Annotated in this window: 19 protein-coding genes; 12 read left to right on the forward strand and 7 right to left on the reverse strand. The window is 70.8% G+C overall.

The features are described 5' to 3' along the window. Positions 1 to 8: 8 nt before the first annotated feature. Together CRP56_RS12235 and CRP56_RS12240 are read right to left on the reverse strand one after the other, a co-directional pair. Positions 9 to 1,013 (reverse strand): carbohydrate ABC transporter permease, encoded by a 1,005-nt coding sequence (locus CRP56_RS12235; RefSeq protein WP_097263205.1) that lies wholly within the window; start codon positions 1,011 to 1,013, stop codon positions 9 to 11. A 114-nt stretch (positions 1,014 to 1,127) separates the two neighbouring features. Continuing rightward, positions 1,128 to 2,396: an extracellular solute-binding protein gene (locus CRP56_RS12240; protein WP_097263206.1), complete on the reverse strand. Its 1,269-nt coding sequence runs from the start codon at positions 2,394 to 2,396 to the stop codon at positions 1,128 to 1,130. A gap of 414 nt (positions 2,397 to 2,810) precedes the next feature. Here CRP56_RS12240 and CRP56_RS12245 point away from each other — a divergent pair, with 414 nt between their 5' ends. Together CRP56_RS12245 and CRP56_RS12250 are read left to right on the forward strand one after the other, a co-directional pair. Continuing rightward, positions 2,811 to 3,857: a LacI family DNA-binding transcriptional regulator gene (locus CRP56_RS12245; RefSeq protein WP_306459442.1), complete on the forward strand. Its 1,047-nt coding sequence runs from the start codon at positions 2,811 to 2,813 to the stop codon at positions 3,855 to 3,857. A 131-nt stretch (positions 3,858 to 3,988) separates the two neighbouring features. Further along, on the forward strand, positions 3,989 to 4,822 hold the full coding sequence (locus CRP56_RS12250; RefSeq protein WP_097273964.1) for a phosphatase PAP2 family protein: 834 nt from the start codon (positions 3,989 to 3,991) through the stop codon (positions 4,820 to 4,822). Between the two features lie 54 nt (positions 4,823 to 4,876). On the opposite strand, the gene CRP56_RS12255 is transcribed toward CRP56_RS12250, so the two are convergent. After that, complete coding sequence (locus CRP56_RS12255) at positions 4,877 to 6,448, reverse strand: amidohydrolase (RefSeq protein WP_097263209.1); 1,572 nt, start codon at positions 6,446 to 6,448, stop codon at positions 4,877 to 4,879. A 40-nt stretch (positions 6,449 to 6,488) separates the two neighbouring features. Then, positions 6,489 to 7,949: an APC family permease gene (locus CRP56_RS12260; RefSeq protein WP_097263211.1), complete on the reverse strand. Its 1,461-nt coding sequence runs from the start codon at positions 7,947 to 7,949 to the stop codon at positions 6,489 to 6,491. 187 nt (positions 7,950 to 8,136) lie between these two features. Between CRP56_RS12260 and CRP56_RS12265 the strand changes: the two genes are divergently transcribed. Then, positions 8,137 to 8,772, forward strand: coding sequence for a TetR/AcrR family transcriptional regulator (locus CRP56_RS12265; RefSeq protein WP_097263213.1), 636 nt, complete (start codon positions 8,137 to 8,139; stop codon positions 8,770 to 8,772). 52 nt (positions 8,773 to 8,824) lie between these two features. Here the strand turns inward: CRP56_RS12265 and CRP56_RS12270 are convergent, their stop codons facing one another. Then, positions 8,825 to 9,736: a LysR family transcriptional regulator gene (locus CRP56_RS12270; protein WP_097263215.1), complete on the reverse strand. Its 912-nt coding sequence runs from the start codon at positions 9,734 to 9,736 to the stop codon at positions 8,825 to 8,827. 71 nt (positions 9,737 to 9,807) lie between these two features. Here CRP56_RS12270 and CRP56_RS12275 point away from each other — a divergent pair, with 71 nt between their 5' ends. Then, a complete protein-coding gene (locus tag CRP56_RS12275) occupies positions 9,808 to 10,731 on the forward strand; it encodes a DMT family transporter (protein WP_097263217.1) in 924 nt (307 codons plus the stop codon). Here the strand turns inward: CRP56_RS12275 and CRP56_RS12280 are convergent. Beyond that, positions 10,719 to 13,697 carry a bifunctional [glutamine synthetase] adenylyltransferase/[glutamine synthetase]-adenylyl-L-tyrosine phosphorylase gene (locus CRP56_RS12280; RefSeq protein ID WP_097263219.1) on the reverse strand — a complete coding sequence of 993 codons (2,979 nt, stop codon included), beginning with the start codon at positions 13,695 to 13,697 and terminating at the stop codon, positions 10,719 to 10,721. The two genes, CRP56_RS12275 and CRP56_RS12280, sit on opposite strands and share 13 nt — an antisense overlap. 148 nt (positions 13,698 to 13,845) lie before the next feature. Between CRP56_RS12280 and CRP56_RS12285 the strand changes: the two genes are divergently transcribed. The 5 genes from CRP56_RS12285 (at position 13,846) to CRP56_RS12305 (ending at position 18,180) form a co-directional block, all read left to right on the forward strand. Next, positions 13,846 to 14,355: a pyridoxamine 5'-phosphate oxidase family protein gene (locus tag CRP56_RS12285; RefSeq protein ID WP_097263222.1), complete on the forward strand. Its 510-nt coding sequence runs from the start codon at positions 13,846 to 13,848 to the stop codon at positions 14,353 to 14,355. A 34-nt stretch (positions 14,356 to 14,389) separates the two neighbouring features. After that, positions 14,390 to 14,827 (forward strand): VOC family protein, encoded by a 438-nt coding sequence (locus CRP56_RS12290; RefSeq protein WP_097263224.1) that lies wholly within the window; start codon positions 14,390 to 14,392, stop codon positions 14,825 to 14,827. 191 nt (positions 14,828 to 15,018) lie between these two features. Then, positions 15,019 to 15,864: an alkaline phosphatase family protein gene (locus CRP56_RS12295; protein ID WP_097263226.1), complete on the forward strand. Its 846-nt coding sequence runs from the start codon at positions 15,019 to 15,021 to the stop codon at positions 15,862 to 15,864. 1 nt (position 15,865) lies between these two features. Next, positions 15,866 to 17,149: an MFS transporter gene (locus CRP56_RS12300; protein ID WP_097263228.1), complete on the forward strand. Its 1,284-nt coding sequence runs from the start codon at positions 15,866 to 15,868 to the stop codon at positions 17,147 to 17,149. After that, on the forward strand, positions 17,146 to 18,180 hold the full coding sequence (locus CRP56_RS12305; protein ID WP_097263230.1) for a TolB family protein: 1,035 nt from the start codon (positions 17,146 to 17,148) through the stop codon (positions 18,178 to 18,180). Before CRP56_RS12300 ends, CRP56_RS12305 begins: the two co-directional genes overlap by 4 nt. A 1-nt stretch (position 18,181) precedes the next feature. Here the strand turns inward: CRP56_RS12305 and CRP56_RS12310 are convergent, their stop codons facing one another. Beyond that, the gene (locus CRP56_RS12310) at positions 18,182 to 19,543 is read right to left on the reverse strand and encodes a glutamine synthetase family protein (protein WP_079306476.1); all 1,362 of its coding nucleotides are present in this window, start codon (positions 19,541 to 19,543) and stop codon (positions 18,182 to 18,184) included. Between the two features lie 349 nt (positions 19,544 to 19,892). On the opposite strand from CRP56_RS12310, the gene CRP56_RS12315 reads away from it, so the two are divergent. The 3 genes from CRP56_RS12315 (at position 19,893) to CRP56_RS12325 (ending at position 23,320) form a co-directional block, all read left to right on the forward strand. Beyond that, positions 19,893 to 20,555, forward strand: coding sequence for a DUF3105 domain-containing protein (locus CRP56_RS12315; protein WP_097263233.1), 663 nt, complete (start codon positions 19,893 to 19,895; stop codon positions 20,553 to 20,555). Further along, positions 20,552 to 21,172, forward strand: a complete 621-nt coding sequence (locus CRP56_RS12320; RefSeq protein WP_097263234.1) for a DUF305 domain-containing protein — start codon at positions 20,552 to 20,554, stop codon at positions 21,170 to 21,172. The genes CRP56_RS12315 and CRP56_RS12320 overlap by 4 nt, the downstream gene beginning before the upstream one ends. A gap of 204 nt (positions 21,173 to 21,376) precedes the next feature. Then, on the forward strand, positions 21,377 to 23,320 hold the full coding sequence (locus tag CRP56_RS12325; RefSeq protein WP_097263236.1) for a S53 family peptidase: 1,944 nt from the start codon (positions 21,377 to 21,379) through the stop codon (positions 23,318 to 23,320). The last annotated feature ends 64 nt before the right edge of the window (positions 23,321 to 23,384 follow it).

Consider the following 23,384-nt stretch of genomic DNA (forward strand, 5'->3'; position numbering starts at 1 on the left):
CTCCTGCCTCAGATCGCGAGCTGCTGGTCGTTGCGGTTCAGCCAGCGGCGGTAGAAGGAGGTGAAGACGATCAGGATGGCCAGCAGCAGGATGCCGTAGGCCGCCGACTGGGCGAAGTCACGTGGCTGCTGTCCGAAGCCGAGGTAGTACGCCCAGGTGACGAGGATCTGCGCGTCGGGGGCGGTGTTGCCGAACAGCAGGAAGATGATGGCGAACTGGTTGAAGGTCCAGATGATGCCGAGGAGTACGACGGTGGAGCTGACGGACCTGAGGCCCGGCAGGGTGACGTACCGGAAGCGCTGCCAGGCGTTGGCCCCGTCCATCTCGGCGGCCTCGTAGAGCGAGGAGTCGATGGACTGGAGGCCGCCGAGCAGCGAGACCATCATGAACGGCACACCGCACCAGGTGTTGACCATGATCGCGGCGAACCGCTGCCAGAAGGTGTCCTCAAGCCAGGACGGTTGCGGCAGGTGGAGGCTGCCCAGGAAGTTGTTGATGATGCCGCTGTCGGCGAGCATGAACCGCCAGCCGAAGACGGTGACGAAGGTCGGCACGGCCCACGGCAGGATGAGGATCAGCCGGTAGAAGGTGCGGCCGCGCAGCTTCTGGTTGAGCAGCAGGGCGAGGCCGAGTCCGATGCCGTAGTGCAGGGCCACACAGGCGGCCGTCCACACGATCGTCCAGATGAAGTGCGACCAGAAGCGGTCGTAGGCGGTGTCGCCCCAGAGGATGTCGGCGTAGTTGTCGAGGCCGATGAACTTGTAGGTGGCGTCGATGTGGTTGACGCCGATCGTCCGCGCCGTGTTGAGGCTGTTGGCGTCGGTGAGCGTGAGGTAGAGGCCGTACACCAGCGGGTACAGCACGAGGACGCCGAGGACGATCGCCACCGGGGCGATCATCGCGTAGGCGTACCAGTGCTTCTGGTATCCGCGCTTCAGGCGCTGGCCCAGCCCGGGCCGGGGCCCGCGGTCACCGCGGCGCTTGCCGGTCGCGCGGTCGATGGCGACTGTCATGGTTCGAGACCTTCTGGGAAGTTCAAGGGGTGTACGGCTCGTGTACGGCTCACAGGCCGATGGCCGCCGGATCTCTCCCCCCATGCTTCGGGAGATCCGGCGGCCGCTCGGGGCTTACTTGCTGAAGTCCGGGACCAGCTTGGCGATGGCGGTCTCGGCGTTGCTCAGTCCCTGGTCGAGGGACTCCTTGCCGCCGGCGATCTTCGGCAGCTCGGTGTCCAGCGGGCCCCACAGGGAGCTGTACTCGGGCAGGGCCGGGCGCGGCTGGGCGGCGGCGAGGACGCCCTGGTAACCGGCGATGCCCGGGTCGGCCTTGACCTCGGCGGTGTAGGCGTCGTCGCGGGTGGGCAGCGTGGAGTTCTTCAGCGCGATGGTCGCCTGGGACTTCGCGGAGGTCATGAAGTTGACGAACTTCAGCGCGGCCTTCTGGTGGGCGGCGTCGGAGCCGGCGTAGACCGAGAGGTTGTGGCCGCCGGTCGGGGCGCCCGCCTTGCCGGTGGAGCCGGCCGGGACGGTGGCGATGCCGAGGTTGTTCTTGTCCTTGAACGCGGAGCCCTTGTAGAAGTTGGTGATCTCCCACGGGCCCTGGATGATCGCGGCGACCTTGCCGTTGACGAACGCGTCCTGGATGTGGGCGTAGGCGTCGGCGGTGGTGTCGGCCTTGTGCAGGCCTTTGCCGGAGAAGAGGCTCAGCCAGGTGCCGTAGGCCTTCTTCGCGGGGTCGGAGTTGACCGTGATCTTCTTGGCGGCGGCGTCGACGGTGTCGGTGCCCTCGCCGTAGAGGAAGGACTGGGCGTAGTAGGCCTGGGTGGAGCCCCAGTAGCCGTCGACGCCGGTCTTGGCCTTGATGGTGGCGGCGGCCTTCTTCAGGTCGTCCCAGGTCTTGGGGGCCTCGACGCCGGCCTTCTCGAAGAGGGCCTTGTTGTAGACGAGGGCGAGGGTGTCGGTGACCAGCGGGACGCCGTAGGTCTTGCCCTCGTACTTGGCCTGCTCGATCAGGTTCGGCTTGAACTTGGCCTGGTCGGCGAGGGCCTCGGTGCCGTCGAGGGGCAGCAGGTAGCTCTTCTTGGCGAAGGCGGGGGTCCAGCCGACCTCGGAGCGCAGCACGTCCGGGGCGCCCTTGGAACCGGCGGCGGTGTCGAACTTGTTCTGCGCCTGGTCGAACTGGACGTTGACGTACTTGACCTTGACGTCCTTGTTCGCGGCCTCGAACTCCTTGATGAGGGCCTTGTACGTCGGCGCCTCGTTGGTGGCGTTGGAGGTGTCCCACCAGGTGATGGTGACCGGCCCGCTCGAGTCGCTGCCGCTGTCGTCTCCGCCGCAGGCCGTCGCCGCGAGGGCGAGGGACGCCACCAGCGCGGTGGCCGCTATGCCACGCCGCATGAGTTCTCCTTGAGGGTGAAAGCCCGTGTGGTGCAGGGGGCGGTCCCGTCCGCCGGCCCTGCGTGTGCAGGGGCGGCCCCGTCTGCCGTCCCTGCGGTCTTGCCGACTGCGCCGTTGCCGCCGCCGGGCGTCGCCGAACGTAACAGCGATGTAAGCGTTGCGAAAGACCTTGCAGCAAAAAAGTGCAAGACGTCGTCGAAGTTATCCGGGCGTGACCTCCTGGCTACCGCCGTGAGACGCTTGTTTCCAGGGGTGGAGCGGGAAAGAGCGCCCTGTGCAAGACTCTGCAAGCTCTTGCCATCACTTTCACGAGGGAGCGCGATGACCCAGCAACTCGGACCGGGACGGTCAACAGGTCGCCCACGGCGTCCGATTGGTGTGCAAGGGCAGGGTCGGCCGGTACAGTCCAACCCTGTGACCACACGGCTTGCCGACATCGCTGCTCAAGCGGGGGTCAGCGAAGCGACCGTCAGCCGCGTCCTCAACGGGAAGCCGGGCGTCGCCGCCACCACCCGCCAGTCCGTGCTGGCCGCTCTCGACGTCCTGGGCTACGAGCGTCCGGTGCGCCTGCGGCAGCGCAGTGAGGGCCTGGTGGGCCTGATAACCCCGGAGCTGGAGAACCCGATATTCCCGGCGCTGGCCCAGGTGATCGGGCAGGCGCTGACACGGCAGGGGTACACCCCGGTGCTGGCCACCCAGACCCCGGGCGGTTCCACGGAGGACGAGCTCACGGAGATGCTCGTCGACCGGGGCGTGGCGGGCATCATCTTCGTCTCCGGACTGCACGCGGACACCTCCGCCGACATGCAGCGCTACGAGCAGCTGCGCGGCCAGGGCGTGCCGTTCGTGCTGGTGGACGGTTTCTCGCCGAAGGTGCAGGCGCCGTTCATCTCCCCCGACGACCGCGCCGCGATGACGCTGGCGGTCACGCATCTCGCCTCGCTCGGTCACACCCGGATCGGTCTCGCGCTCGGCCCTAAGCGGTTCGTGCCGGTGCAGCGCAAGATCGAGGGCTTCGTGCGGGCGATGCAGGACCAGCTGGGGCTGTCCGCTCAGGCCGTGGAATCGGAGCTGGTGCAGCACTCCCTCTACACCCTGGAGGGCGGTCAGGCCGCGGCCACCGCGTTGATCGGCCGGGGCTGTACGGCGGTGGTGTGCGCGAGCGACATGATGGCGCTGGGCGCGATACGGGCCGCCCGGCAGCTCGGTCTCGAAGTGCCGCACGACGTCTCGGTGGTGGGCTTCGACGACTCCCCCCTGATCGCGTTCACCGACCCGCCCCTCACCACGGTCCGCAAGCCGGTTCCGGCGATGGGCCAGGCCGCGGTGCGGACGTTGCTGGAGGAGATCGGCGGGACGCCCGCGCCGCACAGTGAGTTCGTGTTCATGCCGGAGCTGGTGGTGCGCGGTTCGACCGCTTCGGCGCCTGTTTCATCCCGTGGGGAGCGTTCTCGTTCCTGAGGCGGAGAGAACCGGGTTCGGGGCCGTGCGCTGGTAGGAGACGAGGGCCTCGTCCCGCCGTAGAACATGCGTCCTGAACCCGCCCGAGGGATGATCTGGGGGCAAGGGCTTTTCTGGCAGACTCTGTGTCCATGGGTGATTCGACCGTGACAACAGTGGAAGGCCGCGAAGAGGCCGTTCTGCACCCTGTCTCGGACGACGCGGACAGGAGCCTCCTTCGCCGCCTGCGCACCCCGCGCCGCCCCCGCCTCTGGTTCGAGATCCTGCTGATCGCGGTGAGTTACTGGACGTACTCACTGATCCGCAACGCGGTCCCGGAGCAGAAGGCCGAGGCACTGCGCAACGCCGACTGGATCTGGCGGGTCGAGCACGACCTGGGGATCGCGGTCGAGCAGTCGGTCAACCACGCCGTGAACTCGGTGACTTGGCTGATCGTGGGCATGAACTACTACTACGCGACGCTGCACTTCGTGGTGACGCTGGGTGTGCTGGTGTGGCTGTTCCGCTACCACCCCGGGCGTTACGCGGCGGCCCGCACCGTCCTCTTCGCCACCACCGCCGTCGCCCTCGTCGGTTACTACCTGTATCCGCTGGCCCCGCCCCGGCTGATGAACGGCGGCGACTTCGTCGACACCGTCGTGGTCCACCAGACCTGGGGTTCGATGGCGTCCGGCGACCTGAAGAGCATGTCCAACCAGTACGCCGCGATGCCGTCGATGCACATCGGCTGGTCGCTGTGGTGCGGTCTGACGATCTTCGCGCTGGCCAAGGTGCCCTGGGCGCGGGTGCTGGGGCTCCTCTACCCGGCGGCCACCCTGATCGTCATCGTCGCCACCGCCAACCACTTCTGGCTGGACGCGGTGGGCGGCGTCCTGTGCCTGACCTTCGGTTTCACGGTGGCGCGGCTCTGGTACGGCAAGCTGCCGTACGCACTGCCGCAGACGGTGCCGCCACGGGGGGCCTGAGCCTCCCGGCCCGTGCTGCCAAGGGGGGCCTGAGCCTCCCGGCCCCGCGCCGCCTCACTCCGCCCGGTGCGCCACGTGCCCGCCGGTCACCGTCAGCACCACCGGCGCCTGAGCCAGCTCGTCCGCCGGGGCCTGGACCGGGTCCAGGGCCAAGGCCGTGAGGTCGGCGCGGTGACCGACGGCGATCCGGCCCGCCACCTCGGCCTCCCCCGCCGCCCGTGCCGCGTGCGTCGTCACGCCCTCCAGGGCTTCGAGGCCGGTCAGCCCCGCCCGTGCCGAGGCCGCGCCCCGCGGTGCGCGCGCCGTGGCCAGGACCGCCCGGGCGTCGTAGTGGGCGATGGGCCAGTCCGAGCCCAGGGCGACCGTCGCGCCCGCGTCGCGCAGATCCCGCAGCCGCCAGGCGTGCCCCGCGCGGGCGGCACCCAGGCGGCGCGACCACTCGTCCGTGCCGTCGGCCCGCGTGTACGCGGTGTGCGGGGGCTGCATCGACGCCGCCACCCCCAGCTCGGCGAACCGGGGCAGCAGCTCGTCCGGGGCGGTCTCGATGTGCTCGACGCGGTGCCGGTCCCGGCCGCTGGGCCCGAGCCCGGCCACCACGTCCAGGACGTGCCGCACCGCCGCGTCCCCGATGGCGTGGGTGGCGGTGCGGACGCCGGCCGTGTGCAGGCGCCGTACGGCGGCCGCGTACGCCTCGGGGTCGGGCCAGAACGCGTCGGTGCCCTGGCCGTGGCAGTCGGCGTGCTCCAGCCACGCCGTGCCGCCCTCGACGGTGCCGTCCATGAAGAACTTCACCCCGCCGACCAGCCAGTGCCGGCCCCCGCGCCCTTGCAGGCCGATCAGCTCGGCAAGGCCCGCCTCGTCCACCCCCGGCATGCACCACGGCGCGAACCGCAGCCGCACCGGCAGCACGGTCTCGCGGGCCACGGACTCGACCAGCTCCGCGTCCCCCGCGTCCATGACGTGCGCCCCGGTCAGCCCGGTCGCCGCCATCTCCGCGAGCAGCCGCACCAGGCGCGCGCGGCGGGCGGCGTACGACGGCCGGGGCACGACCTCGTTCAGCAGGTCCATGGCCGCGTGCTCGACGAGATGCCCCGTCGGCCGCCCGGCGCTGTCGCAGACCACCTCCGCGCGCTGCGCGAAGGCCCGCGGCCCGCGCACGCCCGCCGCGGCGAGCGCCGCGCCGGTCGCGAGGGCCGAGTGGCCGTCGTACAGGCGCAGGAAGGCGGAGGCTCCGGCGAGGACGTCCTCGATCAGCGCGCGGTCGACGGGGCGGCCCTCGAACACGTTGTGGTCCAGGCCGTACCCGAGCACCCAGCCGTCGACGCGCTCGGCCGCGGACAGGGCCGCCCTCAGCCCCGCCAGGTCCTTCACCTCCGACAGATCCGTTCCCGTGGCCATGTCCAGCCCCCACACGGGGTGACTGTGCGCGTCCACGAACCCGGGCACCAGGTGCGCGCCCTCCAGCGCCACGACCTGGGTGCCGGGCCCGCGCCATTCGCGTACGTCGCCCTCGTCGCCGACCGCCGCGATCACACCGTCGCGCACGGCGACGGCGGTGGCGTGCGGCCGCGCGGGGTCGAGGGTGCGGATCTTCGCGCCGGTGAGGATCAGATCGGGGGTGGGCATGAGGGGGTGAACTCCCTTGTTCTGTTCGGGTGTCGGGTGGCTATGGGGTGGGCTCGGCTGCGAACTCCGCGTACACCTCCGGTCGTTCGCGGCGCAGCCACCAGGCCAGGGCCAGGCCGACGAGGAAGACCACGGGTGCCGTGCCGATCAGCACGGTGTTGACGGTGGTGGAGGCGCCGGTGAACAGGTCGATGTGGGTGATGACGAGCCCTATCGCCGTGGCGAGCAGCACCGCGGCGGCGATGGGTGCGACGACCGTGCGCAGGGTGCCCTCCTGGTGGCGCACCCGGCGGAAGTAGCAGGGCACGGCGATCGCGGCGAGCAGTTGGAGGATGAACAGGCCCAGCATGCCCGGGGTGTTCACCCACAGCAGCAGCTGCTGGTAGGGGTCGGCTCCGGCCGCCCAGAAGGCGAGCACGACGACCGCGCCGAGAGCGGTCTGGGCGATTCCGGCGGCGTACGGGGAGCGGTGGCGGGGGTGGATGCGGCCGAGCGACCTGGGCAGCACGCCTTCCTCGGCGAGCGCGAGGCCGTAGCGGTTGATCGCGTTGTGGAAGGCGAGGAGGGAAGCGATGATGCTGGTGACCATGAAGATGTGCATCAGGTCGGCCGCCCAGCCGCCGACGTAGGTCGTGATGGCGGAGAAGAACAGGCCGCCGGGGTCCTTGGCGGCCGCCGCGATGACCTCCTCGTTGCCGAAGGCCTGGATGACGATCCAGACGACGAAGGCGTAGAAGAGGCCGAGGAAGCCGATGGCGGCGTAGGTCGCGCGGGGGACCGTGCGCTCGGGGTCGCGGGCCTCGCGCCGGTAGATGACGGTCGACTCGAAGCCGGTGAACGCGGCGAAGGCGAAGGCCAGGACCACCGCCGTACCGGAGACCAGGACGTTGTCCGGGGCGAAGGAGGCGCCGGACAGTCCGTGCGCGCCGCCCTTGACCAGCACTCCGCCGGCGAGGAGCACGAGGATGCCGGTCTCGGCGAGGAGCAGGACGCCCAGCACCTTCGCGCCGAAGTCGATCGAGCGGAAGCCGCCGTAGCCGATGAGGAGCAGACCGGCGAGGGAGATCGGCAGCCAGGGGACGTCGGCGCCGAACAGGGCGTGCAGGCTGTCCTTGCCGGCGGAGGCGAGGAGGCCGTAGACGCCGATCTCCATGCCGTTGTAGCCGACGAGGGCGAGCAGGGCGGCGCCGATGCCGACCGGGCGGCCCAGTCCGCGGGTGATGTACGCGTAGAAGGCGCCGCCGCTCTTGATGTGCCGGCTCATCGTGGTGAAGCCGATGGCGAAGACGGCCAGGGTGATGCCGGCGATGAGATAGCCGGCCGGGGCGCCGATGCCGCCGAGCAGGATCGCGAGCGGGGCGACGCCGGCCATGACGGTGAGCGGGGCGGCGGCGGACACCACGAAGAAGGCGATGTCGGCGGTGCCGAGGGAGCCGGAGCGGAGGGTCGCCGCGGCGGGCGGCGTGCTCTCCTCGGAGGCATCGGGGGTGGTGACGGACATGGGCGAAGCCCTTCGAGCGCGGCGGACGGGGAGGGTTCCGGGCGTGCGGGAGGCCGGCGTTCCCGGGGGCACGTGAAGGTGCGCGGCGCCCCGGGCCCGTAAATCTAAAGGCTTTCGGTTTCGGCAATGTAGCCTCCTCATGGGCATCCGGGAAGCCCCATCCCGCACCTCCAGGGGGACCACACGCATGGGACGGCCGCGCACACCGCTCCTCGACCGTGAGCGCATCACGGAGACCGCGCTGCAACTCGTCGACGAGCAGGGCGACTTCAGCGTGCCGCAGATCGCCAAGCGGCTCGGGGCGCAGACCGGCTCGGTGTATCACCATGTGGACGGCCGGGACGGCATCGTGGAGCTGCTGCGCGAGCGGGTCGCGGTCGCGATCGATCCGGGGACGCTGGACGTGACGCCGTGGGACGCGGCCCTCGACGCGTGGGCGCGCTCGTACCGGGCCGCGTTCGCCGCGCATCCGAAGGCGGTGCCGCTGCTGATGACTTCACCCGTACGGGCGCCGCGCGTGCTGGAGCAGTACGAGCGGGTGGTGACGCTGCTGCTCGACGCGGGCTTCGCGCCGGCCGAGGTGATGCCGCTGCTCATCGCCCTGGAGAACCTGGTGCTGGGCTCGGCACTGGACCTGGCGGCCCCGGAGACCATGTGGGAGCTGACCGAAGCGGCCCCGACACCCCGACTGGCGGAGGCGCTGGCGGCGGTGGGCGAGGGACGGGCGGACCGGGCGTTCGAGGTGGGCCTGGCGGGGTATCTCGCCCACGCCCGGGTGCTGCGGGCCGGTCCGGCGCAGGCCCGGTCCGGCGGGTCAGCCTGACACCGACCGTTCCCTGGTCACCCCGCGCCCCAACCGCCTTGCCCCAACCGCCTTATTGGCCCACCGGCATCCCAACCGCCGCCGCAGCCCGCATCGCCGCGATGAACGCCCGGAGCGCGGGCTGCGGTGGCGCGGTCTCGCGTACGGCCGCGTGGATCGAGCGCGAAGGCTCCGGGCCGCGCAGCTCACGTACGACCACGCCGGGCCGGACCCCGACTCCCAGCCCCAGCCTCGGGATCAGGCTCACCCCCAGCCCCGCCGCGACGAACCCCTGCGCGGTGACGTAGTCCTCGCTCTCGACGACGAACCTCGGCCGGAAGCCGGCGGTCTCGCAGGCGGCCAGCTGGGCGTCGAGGCAGGGGCCGGGCCATTCGCTGCCGACCCAGGCCTCGTCCGCGAGGTCGGACAGCGCCAGGTCGGGGACGTCCGCGAGCCGGTGCCCGGCGGGCAGCACGGCCAGGTACGGATCGTCCAGCAGATGCAGCAGCCGTACGCCGTCGTGGGCGGGCGTCCGCGGCCCCACCACCAGCGCCAGGTCCGCCCGCCCCTCCCGGACGTCCGGCAGCGGGTCCTCGGGGTCGATCAGCTTCAGCTCGACCTGCACACCGGGGTGTTCCTCCCGCAGCCGCGCCACCGCCGGGGCGACGAGTGAGCCACCGGCGGTCGCGAAGTACCGCACCGCCAGCCGTCCCGTCCGTCCCGCCAGCAGATCCGCCAGCGCCGTCTCCGCCTCGGCGACCTGGCGGCTGATGGTGTCGGCGTACTCGGTCAGCAGCAGCCCGGCGGCCGTCGGCCGCACCCCGCGCCCGACCCGCTCCAGCAGCTCGGTCCGCGCCTCCTTCTCCAGCGCGGCGATCTGCTGACTCACGGCGGACGGCGTGTACCCGAGGACCGCCGCCGCCCCCGTCACCGACCCGCTGCTCACCACGGCCCGCAGCACCTGCATCCGACGCACATCCAGCATGTAGCACAGCTTAACAACTCATCCAGAACTCTTCACTTGTCCTCACGCGTCTGCTCCCCGACCGTAGAGGCATGTCTCCCGCCTCCACGCTCCGCATGGCCGCCCTAGCCCTCCTGTGGGGCTCGGGGTTCCTCTGGATCAAGCTGGCCCTGGACCACGGCCTCTCCCCCGCCCAGATCACGATCGTCCGCTGCGCGCTGGGCACGGCGACCCTGCTGGCGCTGGCTCGCTCGGCCGGCCAGCGCCTCCCCCGCTCCCGCGCCACCTGGGGGCACCTGGTGATCGCCGCGCTGTTCTGCAACGCGATCCCGTTCGCCCTGTTCGCGGTGGGCGAGCAGCACCTCGACTCGGGCATCGCGGGCGTCCTGAACGCCACGACTCCCCTGTGGTCACTCCTGATCGGCATCCTGCTCGGCACCGACCGCGACCTGCCTCCGCTGCGCCTGACCGGCCTGCTCCTCGGCTTCGCCGGTACGGTTCTGATCTTCGCGCCCTGGCAGCGCTCCGGCCTGCTGAGCTGGGCCGCGCTGGCCCTGCTGGGGGCGGCGGCGAGTTACGCGGTGGCCTTCGCGTACATGGCCCGCAAGCTGACCGACAAGAGGGCGCCGATGGCGATGTCGGCGGCGCAGATGCTGATGGCGACGGGCTGGGCGACGCTGTCGCTACCGGTCGCGGGCCCGGTGGAGGCGGACCTGGTGGCACTGGGCGCGGTCACGGCACTGGGCGTCCTGGGAACAGGTATCACCTTCTACCTCAACTACCGCCTGATAGCCGACGAGGGCCCGACGACGGCGGCGACGGTGGGCTATTTGCTTCCGGTCGTCTCGGTCGCGCTGGGAGCGGTACTGCTGAACGAGCAGGTAGGGGTGAGGGTGCTGACAGGTATGGCAGTGGTTTTGGCGGGCGTGGCTCTGACGCGCCTGAAAGGGGCGCGGGGAACTGCGCGAGCAACCACGACGAACCCGCACCCGACGAAGAAGGCCTACGCCCCGTAGAACAACGTCTCCACAACACTCCGCGCCCTGCGCGCCGTACGCCGGTAGTCGTCCAGCATGTCCCCGACATGCCCAGGTCCGTACCCCAAGTACCGCCCCACAGCGGCAAGTTCACGGGGGTCTGAAGGAAACGTGTCCCCGGCCCGCCCACGCACCAGCATCACGGCATTACGGACCCGCGTTGCCAGCACCCAAGCCTCGTCGAGGGTCTCCGCATCCTCACCGGAGATGAGCTCAGCCGCACAGGCCGCCGCCAGGGCACTCCGCGTCCGAGTGGTCCGCAACCCCGGCTCGGCCCACCCGTGCTGCAACTGAAGCAACTGCACGGTCCATTCGACGTCGGACAGACCCCCCGGCCCGAGCTTCGTGTGCAGCTTCGGGTCCGCGCCGCGAGGCAACCGCTCCGACTCCATCCGCGCTTTCAGCCGCCGGATCTCCCGTACGGCGTCCTCCCCGAGCCCCTCCGCCGGGTACCGCAGCGGATCGATCAGCTCGATGAAGCGCCGCCCCAAGTCCTCGTCACCGGCGACGACTTCGGCCCGCAGCAGGGCCTGCGACTCCCAGACCAGGGACCACCGGCGGTAGTACGCCTCGTACGACTTCAACGTCCGTACCAGCGGCCCGGACTTGCCCTCCGGACGGAGATCCGCGTCGATCAGCAGCGGCGGGTCGGCGCTCGGGAGCTGGAGCAGGCGGCGCATCTCGGAGACGACCTTGTTGGCAGCCTCGGCGGCGGACTGCTCGGGGACGCCGTTGCGCGGCTCGTGGACGAAGAGGACGTCCGCGTCGGAGCCGTAGCCGAGTTCGTGGCCGCCGAAGCGGCCCATGCCGATGACGGCGAACCGGGTGGGCAGGGTGTCGCCCCAGGTGGCGCGGACGACCGCGCGGAGCGTGCCCGCGAGGGTCGCGGCGGTGAGGTCGGAGACGGCGCCGCCGACGCGGTCGACGAGGGCGCCCTGGTCGGCCTCGACGGACTGGGTCTCGGTGCCGTAGGAGCCGATGATGTCGGCGGCGGTGGTGCGGAACAGCTCGCGGCGGCGTACGCCACGGGCCGCGGCGACGGCCTGCTCGGCGCTGTCCGCGCGGCTGACGGCGGCGAGGACCTCCGGTTCCAGCGAGGCCCGGTCGCGGGGCGCGAGCCCTTCCTCGTCGCCGAGGAGCGCGACCGCCTCGGGGGCGCGCATCAGCAGGTCGGGGGCGAGGCGGCCGGCGGACAGGACCCGGGCGAGGTTCTCGGCGGCGGCGCCCTCGTCGCGCAACAGCCGCAGATACCAAGGGGTCTTGCCCAACGCGTCCGACACCTTGCGGAAGTTGAGCAGTCCGGCGTCCGGGTCGGCGGAGTCGGCGAACCAACCCAGCAGCACGGGCAGGAGGGTGCGCTGGATGGCGGCCTTGCGGGTGACGCCGGAGGCGAGGGCCTCCAGGTGACGCAGGGCGGAGGCGGGGTCGGCGTACCCCAGCGCCACCAGTCGCTCCCGGGCCGCCTCGGGGCTCAACCGGGTCTCGCCGGGGGCGAGTTGGGCGACGGCGTCGAGGAGCGGACGGTAGAAGAGCTTCTCGTGGAGGCGTCGTACGACGCTGGTGTGCCGCTTCCATTCGCGGTTCAGCTCGGCGACCGGGTCGGTGCGCAGGCCCAGGGAGCGGCCGATGCGGCGCAGGTCGGCCTCGTCCTCGGGGACGAGGTGGGTGCGGCGCAGCCGGAACAGCTGGATGCGGTGTTCCATGGAGCGCAGGAAGCGGTAGGCGTCGTCGAGCTGGACGGCGTCGTCGCGGCCGACGTAGCCGCCGGCGGCGAGGGCCTGGAGGGCGTCGAGGGTGGTGCCGCTGCGCAGCGCGGGGTCGATGCGGCCGTGCACCAACTGAAGGAGCTGGACGGCGAATTCGACGTCACGCAGGCCGCCGGGGCCGAGCTTCAGCTCCCGCTCGACCTCCGCCACGGGAATGTTCTCGACGACCCTGCGGCGCATCTTCTGCACGTCGGCGACGAAGTTCTCGCGCTCGGCGGCCTTCCAGACGAGGGGTTCGAGGGCGGCGACGTACTCCTCGCCGAGCTCGGTGTCCCCGGCGACCGGGCGGGCCTTGAGGAGGGCCTGGAACTCCCAGGTCTTGGCCCAGCGCTGGTAGTAGGCGAGGTGGGAGGAGAGCGTGCGGACCAGCGGACCGTTTCTGCCCTCGGGGCGGAGGTTGGCGTCGACGGGCCAGATGGAGCCCTCGACGGTGGTCTCGGAGCAGACCCGCATCATGTGCGAGGCGAGCTTGGTGGCGGCGCGCAGGGCCTTGCCCTCGTCGGCGCCGTCGACCGCCTCGCCCACGAAGATGACGTCGACGTCGGAGACGTAATTCAGCTCGTGGCCACCGCACTTGCCCATCGCGATGACGGCGAGCCGGCACAGGGCGGCGTCCTCGGGGGCGGCGGCGCGGGCGATCGCGAGGGCGGCGCGCAGGGTCGCGGTGGCGAGGTCGGCGAGCTCGGCGGCGGTCTCGGCGACGTCGGTGGTGCCGCACACGTCACGGGCGGCGATGGACAGCAGGCAGCGGCGGTAGGCGACGCGCAGGGAGACGGGGTCGTCGGCCCCGGCGAGCCCGCGCTCGAACTCCTCCACCCCGGGGTGCAGATCGCGCGGCTCGTACATGACGAGCGCCTGCCAGTCCCCGGCGTGCCGGGCGAGGTGCTCGCCGAGCGCGGCGGAGGCGCCGAGCACCCCGAGGAGACGGTCGCGCAGCGGCTTGGCCGCTATGACCGTGTCGAGGAGCTCGCGGTCGGTCTGCGCCTCCAGGAGCCGGACGAGACCGTGCAGCGCGAGATCGGGGTCGGCGGTGGCCCCGAGGGCCTCCAGGAGCACCGGGTCATTGCGTACGCCGCTCAGCTCCGGCCCGTCCAGGAGCCGCTCGGCGGCGGAGGGATCGGTGAACCCGTGCCGCAGCAGCCTGCTGAACGTACTGCTCCTGCGCCCCGGCGCCGTCATCCCCGGCCCTCCCGTCGGATCAAGGTCGTACGCGACCCGCGTGATCTGCGTGATCTACGTGATCTACGTGATCTACCGCGATCGAGCCTAACCGCAGAGCCTTCGGGAAGCGCCGATGAGTTCCGGGCCGGGACGGGGTCTGCCCTGTATGACTCACGACGAACCCGAGACCCGGCTGGACGAGCGCTACAGCGACCCGACCGCGACGGCGGTGCCGTGGCCGCGGGCCGTGGAGCTGCTGGAGTCGGCCGAGCTGTTCTGGATCTCGACGGTACGGCCGGACGGGCGGCCGCATGTGACCCCGCTGCCCACGGTCTGGTCGGAGGGTGCCCTGCACTTCTGCACCGGCCCCGAGGAGCGCAAGGCGCTGAACCTCGCGGCGAACCCGCAGGTGGTGCTGACGACCGGGACGAACACCTGGGACAAGGGGTACGACCTGGTCGTGGAGGGCGAGGCGGTGCGCGTCTGCGACGACGCCCGGCTGCGCGCGCTGGCGGCCGCGTGGGAGGCGAAGTACGGCGAGTTCTGGCACTTCGAGGTGCGCGACGGCAGCTTCCACCACGGTGGGGGAAGCGCTCTGGTCTTTTCGGTGGCGCCGGGCACCGTTTTCGGCTTCGGTAAGGGGGAGCCGTTCAGCCAGACCCGATGGCGGTTCTGACGACGTGGACAGACGTAGACGAGGGAGTCACGCCATGGACATGAGCCTCGAAGTGATCCTGATGCCGGTCTCCGACGTGGACCGGGCCAAGGAGTTCTACCGGGACAAGGTCGGCTTCCACGTGGACCTCGACGGGGAGGTGATGCCGGGCGTTCGGATCGTCCAGCTGACCCCGCCGGGCTCGGGCTGTTCGATCGCGCTCGTCGACGGCCTCCAGGTCCCCACGGGCACTCCGCAGCCGGGCACGTATCACGGCATGCAGCTGTGCGTGACGGACGCGAAGGCGGCGTACGAGGAGCTGACCGCGCGCGGTCTGGAGATCAGCGAGCCGGTGCAGTTCGCTCCGCAGGACGGGGCCACGTTCATGTACTTCAAGGATCCGGACGGAAACGGCTGGGCGGTGCAGGAGTACCGCCGCCGGGCGACCGAGCCGCTGCACCAGGTGCTGGCCGAACTGGCCGCCCGCCAGTAGTGGTTGAGCCGGCAACGACTCCCCGGCAGTAGTTCATCCGATCTTCACCCTTCGGGTTGGGCGGCGTGCGGCGGGGGCATCTTGGCGTGTGCATGCTCTGTCCGCACCGCCGCCCCCGTCCTTTCCCCCCTCCGGAGGTTGATGTGTCCGGCAGTTCTGCCAGTTCGGTGTTGCGCCGCGGCCGTACGGCCATGGCGTCCGCGCTCGCCTTCACCGCGGCCGCCGTCGGCCTGTGGACCGGCCTCGGCGGCTCCTCGGCCGCCGCGTCCGGCGTGCCCACCCCGGACCACGTGGTCGTCGTGGTCTTCGAGAACCACGCCTACAGCCAGGTCATCGGCTCCTCCAGCGCCCCGTACATCAACTCGCTCAAGACCGGCGGCGCCAACCTCAGCCAGTCGTACGGCGAGACCCACCCGAGCCAGCCCAACTACTTCGCGCTGTTCTCCGGCTCCACCCAGGGCATCACCGACGACAGCTGCTACACCCCCGGCTTCTCCTCGGCCGCCAACCTGGCCTCCGAGCTGATCGCGGCGGGCCGCACCTGGGCCAGCTACAACGAGACGCTGCCCAGCCAGGGCTCCACGACGTGCAGCAGCGGCAACTACGCGCGCAAGCACAACCCGTGGTTCGGCTTCAGCAACGTGCCGACCTCGTCCGCCAAGACCTTCGGGCAGTTCCCGACCGACTACTCCACCCTCCCCGACGTGTCCTTCGTCGTGCCCAACCTGTGCAGCGACATGCACGACTGCTCGGTGTCGACCGGCGACACCTGGCTGAAGAACAACCTCGGCGCCTACGCCACCTGGGCCAAGACCCACAACAGCCTGCTCGTCGTCACCTTCGACGAGGACAACCGGCTGGCCGGCAACCGCATCCCGACGGTGCTGTACGGGCAGCCGGTGGCGGCGGGCTCCAGCAGCTCCACCACCTACAACCACTACAACCTGCTGCGCACCCTGGAGGACTCGCAGGGCCTGACGAGCCACGCGGGCAACGCGGCCTCCGCGACCGACATCACGGGGATCTGGGCCTCCTGACATGTACGTAGCGGACAGCCGCGCCGGCACACCCGCCGCGCAGGCGTCCGCGGAAGGTACCGCCCGGCGCTTCGCCGCCGGGCGGTACCGCACCGCGGTCGCCCCCACGGTCCTCGCGCTCGGCACGGTCAGCCTGATCACCGACGTGTCGTCGGAGATGGTGACGGCGGTGCTCCCCCTGTACCTGGTGACGGGCCTGGGCCTGTCCCCGCTGGGCTTCGGCCTCCTGGACGGTGTCTACAACGGCTTCTCGGCCCTCGTACGCCTGGCCGGCGGCCATCTCGCCGACCGCGGCGGCGGCCGCCACAAGTGGGTGGCGGGCATCGGGTACGGCATCTCGGCCGCCTGCAAGCCGCTGCTGCTGCTCGCGCAGTCGCTCACGCCGATCGGCCTGGTCCTGGCCGCCGACCGCACCGGCAAGGGCCTGCGCACGGCCCCGCGCGACGCGCTGATCTCCCTGGCGTCGACGCCGGACACCCGGGGCCGCGCCTTCGGCGTGCACCGCGCCATGGACACGGCGGGCGCGCTGCTCGGCCCGCTGGTGGCGTTCTGGATCCTGCGGGAGACGGTGGACGGCTACGACGCCGTCTTCACGGTGAGCTTCTGCGTGGCGGTGGCCGGGGTGCTGGTCCTGGTGCTGTTCGTGCCGGGTTCGTCCGCGGCGCCGGCGGTGGCGACGACCGTCCGGCCCACCCTGCGCGCCGCCCTCGCCCTGCTGGCCCGCCGCGATCTGCGGCGCGTCACGGTCTGCGCCCTGCTGCTGGGCCTGGCGACGGTCAGCGACTCCTTCGTCTATCTGCTCCTCCAGCGTCGCCAGGGCGTCCCCGACCGCTGGTTCGCGCTGCTCCCGCTGGGCACGGCGGCGGCGTTCCTGCTGCTGGCGGTGCCGCTGGGAAGGCTCGCGGACCGGGTGGGGCGCTGGCGCGTCTTCCTGGCCGGCCACGGGGCGCTGCTGACGGCGTACGCCCTCCTGCTGACCTCGTGGCACGGCCCGGCGCTCCCCTACGCCGTGCTGCTTCTGCACGGCTGCTTCTACGCGGCCACCGACGGCGTGCTGATGGCGGCGGCCTCCGACAGCGTGCCGGAGGAGCTGCGCTCGTCGGGGCTGGCGGTGGTGCAGACGGGCCAGGCGCTGGCCCGGTTCGCCTGCTCGCTCGGCTTCGGCGCCGCGTGGTCGCTGTGGGGCGACCGTACGGCGCTGCTGGCGTCGACGGCGGCGCTGGCCCTGTGCGCGACCGTGTCCCTGACGACCCTGCGTCCCGCTGCCCGGGAGGCCGCCGCGTGAGTGTCCGCAACCGCATCCTGATCCTGCTGGCCGCCCTGGCCGCCCTCGCGGCGGTGGCGGTGACGTCGGTGTTGCACGCGTCGGCGCGCGCGGAGCGCAGGAACCAGACCCAGCCGGGCGGCCCCCGGGTGACCTCGGGAACGGTCACCCTCACCGCCCCCGGCCGCATGGTCTTCCGCAACATGGCGTGGGGCCCGCACCGCGACGAGCTGACGACCGTACCGGCGTCGGACCCGGCGGGCCCGCGCACCGCCTCGGGCGTCAAGTGCCTGCGCTTCTACGCCGCCTCGGGCACGGGGGTGTGCCTGCAGGCGGTGCACGGCACGGTCTCGGACTCCTACCGGGCCCTGATCCTGGACGCACGGCTGCGCACGAAGGCCCGCTACGACGTCCCCGGCATCCCCTCCCGCGCCCGTGTCTCGCCCACCGGCCACTTCGCCGCCTGGACGGCGTTCGTCGGCGGCGACTCGTACGCGGGCACGAACTTCTCGACGCGCGCGGCGATCGTGGACGTGCGCACGGGGAAGCTGATCCCGTCCCTGGAGGCGTTCCGGATCGTGAAGGACGGCCGCGCCTACCACGCGGCGGACGTCAACTTCTGGGGCGTGACCTTCGCGGCGGACGACCGCACGTTCTACGCGACGCTGGCCACGAAGGGGAAGACCTACCTGGTCAGGGGCGGCCTGCGGACCCACACCCTCACCACGCTCCACACCAACGTCGAGTGCCCGTCCCTCTCCCCCGACGGCACCCGCATCGCGTACAAGAAGCGGGTGCCGGGCCTGCCGAAGGACGCGCCCTGGCGGCTGTACGTCCTCGATCTGCGCACGATGCGCGAGACACCGCTGGCCGAGTCCCGCAGCGTCGACGACCAGGCGGTGTGGAAGGACTCCCGCACCCTGGTGTACGCGCTGCCGGGCGACTACGGGGCGGACCTGTACACCGTCCCGGCGGACGGCACGGGAAAGCCGCGGCGCATCAGCACCGCGGCTGTGTCCCCCGCGTACGTGAACCAGAGAACCGGCAGGTGAACTAGAGAACCGGGAGGTTCTTGCGCAGCTCGAAGGCCGTCACCTCGGAGCGGTACTCCTCCCACTCCTGGCGCTTGTTGCGCAGGAAGAAGTCGAAGACGTGCTCGCCGAGCGTCTCCGCGACCAGGTCGCTGCGCTCCATCAGGGTCAGGGCCTCGCCGAGGTTCTGCGGGAGGGGCTCGATGCCCATCGCGCGGCGCTCGGCGTCCGAGAGGGCCCAGACGTCGTCCTCGGCGCCCGGCGGGAGCTCGTAGCCCTCCTCGATGCCCTTGAGGCCGGCCGCCAGCAGGACGGCGTAGGCCAGGTAGGGGTTGGCGCCGGAGTCGATCGAGCGGACCTCGATACGGGCCGAGCCGGTCTTGCCGGGCTTGTACATCGGGACGCGGACCAGGGCGCTGCGGTTGTTGTGGCCCCAGCAGATGTACGAGGGGGCCTCGCCGCCCGCGCCGGCCGTGCGCTCGGAGCCGCCCCAGATGCGCTTGTACGAGTTCACCCACTGGTTGGTGACCGCGGAGATCTCGGCCGAGTGCTTCAGCAGGCCCGCGATGAAGGAGCGGCCGACCTTGGAGAGCTGGTACTCGGCGCCCGACTCGTAGAACGCGTTGCGGTCGCCCTCGAAGAGGGAGAGGTGGGTGTGCATGCCGCTGCCGGGGTGCTCCGAGAACGGCTTCGGCATGAACGTCGCCTGCACGCCCTGCTCCAGCGCCACCTGCTTCATGACCAGGCGGAACGTCATGATGTTGTCGGCCGTGGAGAGCGCGTCGGCGTACCGCAGGTCGATCTCCTGCTGGCCCGGGGCGCCCTCGTGGTGGGAGAACTCGACCGAGATGCCCATCGACTCCAGCATGGTGATCGCCTGGCGGCGGAAGTCCATGCCGATGTTCTGCGGGGTGTGGTCGAAGTAGCCGGAGTTGTCGGCCGGGGTGGGGCGCGAGCCGTCGAGCGGCTTGTCCTTCAGGAGGAAGAACTCGATCTCGGGGTGCGTGTAGAACGTGAAGCCCAGGTCGGAGGTGCGGGCCAGGGCGCGCTTGAGGACGTAGCGCGGGTCCGCGAAGGACGGGGAGCCGTCCGGCATCAGGATGTCGCAGAACATCCGGGCCGTGCCGGGGGCCTCGGCGCGCCAGGGCAGGATCTGGAACGTCGACGGGTCCGGCTTGGCGATCATGTCGGACTCGTAGACCCGGGCGAAGCCCTCGATCGCGGAGCCGTCGAAGCCGATGCCCTCGTCGAAGGCCTGCTCCAGCTCGGCCGGGGCCACGGCGACGGACTTGAGGAAGCCCAGCACGTCCGTGAACCACAGGCGTACGAACCGGATGTCGCGCTCCTCCAACGTCCGGAGCACGAACTCCTGCTGCTTGTCCATCTAGCTTCCCCATCCTTGCTGGTCAGGCCGCCTGCCTCCAGTCCCGAGAGAGACGGTCGGGCACCTGAGCATCCCACCACAACACCATTTCATCCGTGTTGCGGACCATGATCGGCAGGCCGACGCCCGGTTGAACGCCTCACGTCCGACAGGTGTACTGTTCTGCCGCCCATCTTGCCTGCTCGGACCCGTATACGTAATGCCGGGCAGGCCGTGAGCTGCCACGCCCCCGGCCGCCGGCGGAACCCGATCTTCGGCCATTCCTGTGCCCGCCCTACGAGAGACCACGCCTTCCCCATTACGATCAGCGGACCCGACCGGCCCCCATTCCCCAGAAGGACACAACCGCATGGGCTCCGCCAAGAAGAAGGAATCCGCTGAGCGGAAGGCGCGCATAGCCGAGATGCGGCGTGCCGAGCAGGCTCGCGAGCGCCGCAACCGGATCCTCACGATCGGTGCGAGCGTGGCGGTCGTGGCCGCCCTCGTCGTCGGCGCCGTCGTGCTCGTCCAGTCGCAGGGCGACGACAGCAGCACCGCCGCCGACTCGAAGAACCCGGGCCACTGGACCACCGGCAAGGACGGCGTGAAGACGTGGTCGGCCAAGCTCAGCCAGACCCACGTCACCAAGAGGGTGAAGTACCCGATGACGCCCCCGGCCGGCGGTGACCACAACGCGGTCTGGCAGAACTGCAACGGCGACGTCTACACCAAGGCCCTCGACGACATGAACGCGGTGCACTCGCTGGAGCACGGCGCGGTCTGGGTGACGTACACCAGCAAGGCCAAGAAGTCCGACGTGGACGCGCTCGCGGCGAAGGTGAAGGCGACGCCGTACACGCTGATGAGCCCGTACGAGGGCCAGGCGGACCCGATCATGCTGACGGCGTGGGGCCACCAGCGGACGGTCACCGGCGCGAAGGACCCGAACGTGGCGAAGTTCTTCGAGAAGTACGTCCAGGGCGAGCAGACGCCTGAGAAGGGCGCGGTGTGCACGGGCGGTAAGGCGCAGTGAGGCAGGTCGGCTGGATCGCGGGGACCGCGGCGGCAGTGCTCGTCGCGGCCGGCGCGGTCACCTACGCGGTCGCGGACGGCGACGACAGCGCGGCCACGCCCACCGCCGACTCCGCGGACGCGGGCTTCGCGCGGGACATGGCGGTGCACCACCAGCAGGCGGTGGAGATGTCGTTCATCGTGCGCGACCGCACCAAGGACGAGGACGTGCGCCGGCTCGCCTTCGACATCGCGCAGACGCAGGCCAACCAGCGCGGCATGCTGCTGGGCTGGCTCGATCTGTGGGGGCTGCCGAAGGTGTCGTCGCAGCCGCCGATGACCTGGATGGACATGGGCGGCATGGCCGACGGCAAGGACGGCGCGCTGATGCCGGGCATGGCCACCAACACCGAGCTGGACAGACTCCGCAAGCTCAGCGGCAAGCAGGCCGAGATCCTCTATCTGCAGCTGATGACCGACCACCACAAGGGCGGCATCCACATGGCCGAGGGCTGTGTGGCGCGCTGCACGGTGAAGGTGGAGAAGGACATCGCGCAGGGCATGGTGAACGCGCAGGAGTCCGAGATCGAGCTGATGACGGACATGCTCAAGGAGCGGGGCGCGAAACCGCGTTCCTAGGGAGTTCGTAGGGAGTTCCCAGGCAACCGCTGCGGTCCATAGAGGGTTTCCCCTCGGTCCTCATAGCGCGTTCACCCTCAAATGGCCTTGGCATTAGGTTAATTGGGGTCTTCTTGGGTTTTGCATTCCCCTGGCATGAACGGTTCGTCGAAAGAGTTGCCCGGCGAGTGATCTACTCGCGACGAACCGCAACCAGGGGGTTCCATGAGATCCAACCGCGCCAGAACGCGCGCCGGAGTGAGCATGGCAGCGACACTGCCCATGATCGCCGGCGCGCTGGCGCTCGGCATACCCGCGGCGCACGCCTCGGACTCCCCGGCCCGTGACCCGCTGGCCGGGACCAAGCCCGCGTGGGCCACCGCGAAGGCCGACAAGGGCGCCGCCGCCGACAGTTCGCGGGTCTCGGCCCGTGTCTACCTGGCGGGCAAGGACGCGGTCGGCCTCGCCGAGTACGCGAAGTCGGTGTCCGACCCGTCCTCGGCGTCGTACGGCAAGTACCTCAGCGCCGGCCAGGCCCAGTCCCGCTTCGGCGCGACGAAGGCCCAGGTCGCCGCCGTGAAGTCCTGGCTGGCGTCGGCCGGTCTGAAGGTCACCGGTGTGACGCAGCACTACGTCTCCGTCACCGGTGACGTGGCCGCCGCCGAGAAGGCGTTCGGCACCCAGCTGCACAACTACACCAAGGGCACGAAGACTTACCGCGCCCCGTCGAAGGCGGCCTCCGCGCCGGAGAGCCTGAACGGCGCCGTCCTGACCGTCACCGGCCTGGACAACGCCCCGCACACGGCGAGGCACGACGACCAACTGCCCCCGCCGGATGCCGTGTTCAAGAACTCCGGGCCATTCTCCTCGTATTATGGCTCGAACATCGCGACCACGCTCCCGGACGCGTACGGCGGCAAGATCCCGTACGCGATCAAGGGCTACACGGGCAAGCAGTTGCGCTCCGCCTACGGCGCCGGCCACTACACCGGCAGGGGCTCCCGGATCGCCATCACGGACGCCTACGCCTCGCCCACCATCGCCTCCGACGCAGCTGTCTACGCGGGTAAGAACGGTGACGCCGCCTGGAAGGCCGGCCAACTGCACCAGGTGCTGCCGAAGGACTACACCAACACGGAGGAGTGCCAGGCGGCGGGCTGGTACGGCGAGGAGACGCTCGACGTCGAGGCCGTGCACGCCGTTGCGCCGAACGCCGACGTCACCTACGTGGGTGCCGCTTCCTGCCACGACGACGACCTGCTGGACTCGCTCAGCAAGGTCGTGGACCACCACCTGGCCGACATCGTCTCCAACTCATGGGGCGACACTGAGGCAAGCCAGACGCCAGACCGCGCGGCCGCCTACGACCAGGTCTTCCAACTGGGCGCGGTCGAGGGCATCGGCTTCTACTTCTCCTCCGGTGACAACGGCGACGAGGTCGCCAACACCGATACGAAGCAGGTTGACTCCCCGGCCAACTCGGCGTGGGTGACCGCGGTCGGCGGTACCTCGCTGGCCGTCGGCAAGGGCGACAAGTACCAGTGGGAAACCGGCTGGGGTACCGAGAAGGCCGTGCTGTCCGCGGACGGCAAGAGCTGGAAGGACTTCCCCGGCGCGTTCACCTCGGGTGCGGGCGGCGGCACCAGCAAGACGGTCGCCGAGCCCTTCTACCAGAAGGACATCGTCCCGAACGCGCTCGCCACGGCCAACAGCGCCACCGGTAACCGCGTCGTCCCGGACATCGCGGCGGTCGCCGACCCGAACACCGGCTTCCTGGTCGGCCAGACCCAGACCTTCCCCGACGGCACGCAGCAGTACAGCGAGTCCCGCTTCGGCGGCACCTCCCTCGCCGCCCCGGTGATCGCTGCGGTCCAGGCCCTGGCCCAGGAGGCGCGCCACGGAAAGGCGATCGGCTTCGCCAACCCGCTGATCTACTGCAAGTACGGCGAGAAGGGTGTCTTCCACGACGTCACGGACAAGCCGACAGGCTCCGACCTGGCGGTGGCCCGCACCGACTTCGTCAACTCCTTCGACGCCTCCGACGGTCTCACGACCTCGGTCCGCAGCCTCGGCAAGGACAGCTCACTTTCCGCGGTGAAGGGCTATGACGACGTGACCGGCGTGGGTTCGCCGGCGTACGACTACGTCCGGTCGTACCGTCGCCACTGACCTCATTTGAGCGCTTTGCGCCCGCTCCTCATTCCGAGGGGCGGGCGCTTTCGTTTGCCGGCGG

Origin of the sequence: Streptomyces sp. TLI_55, assembly GCF_900206255.1 — a bacterium.
In the GTDB taxonomy this organism is placed as follows: Bacteria; Actinomycetota; Actinomycetes; order Streptomycetales; family Streptomycetaceae; genus Streptomyces; species Streptomyces aquilus.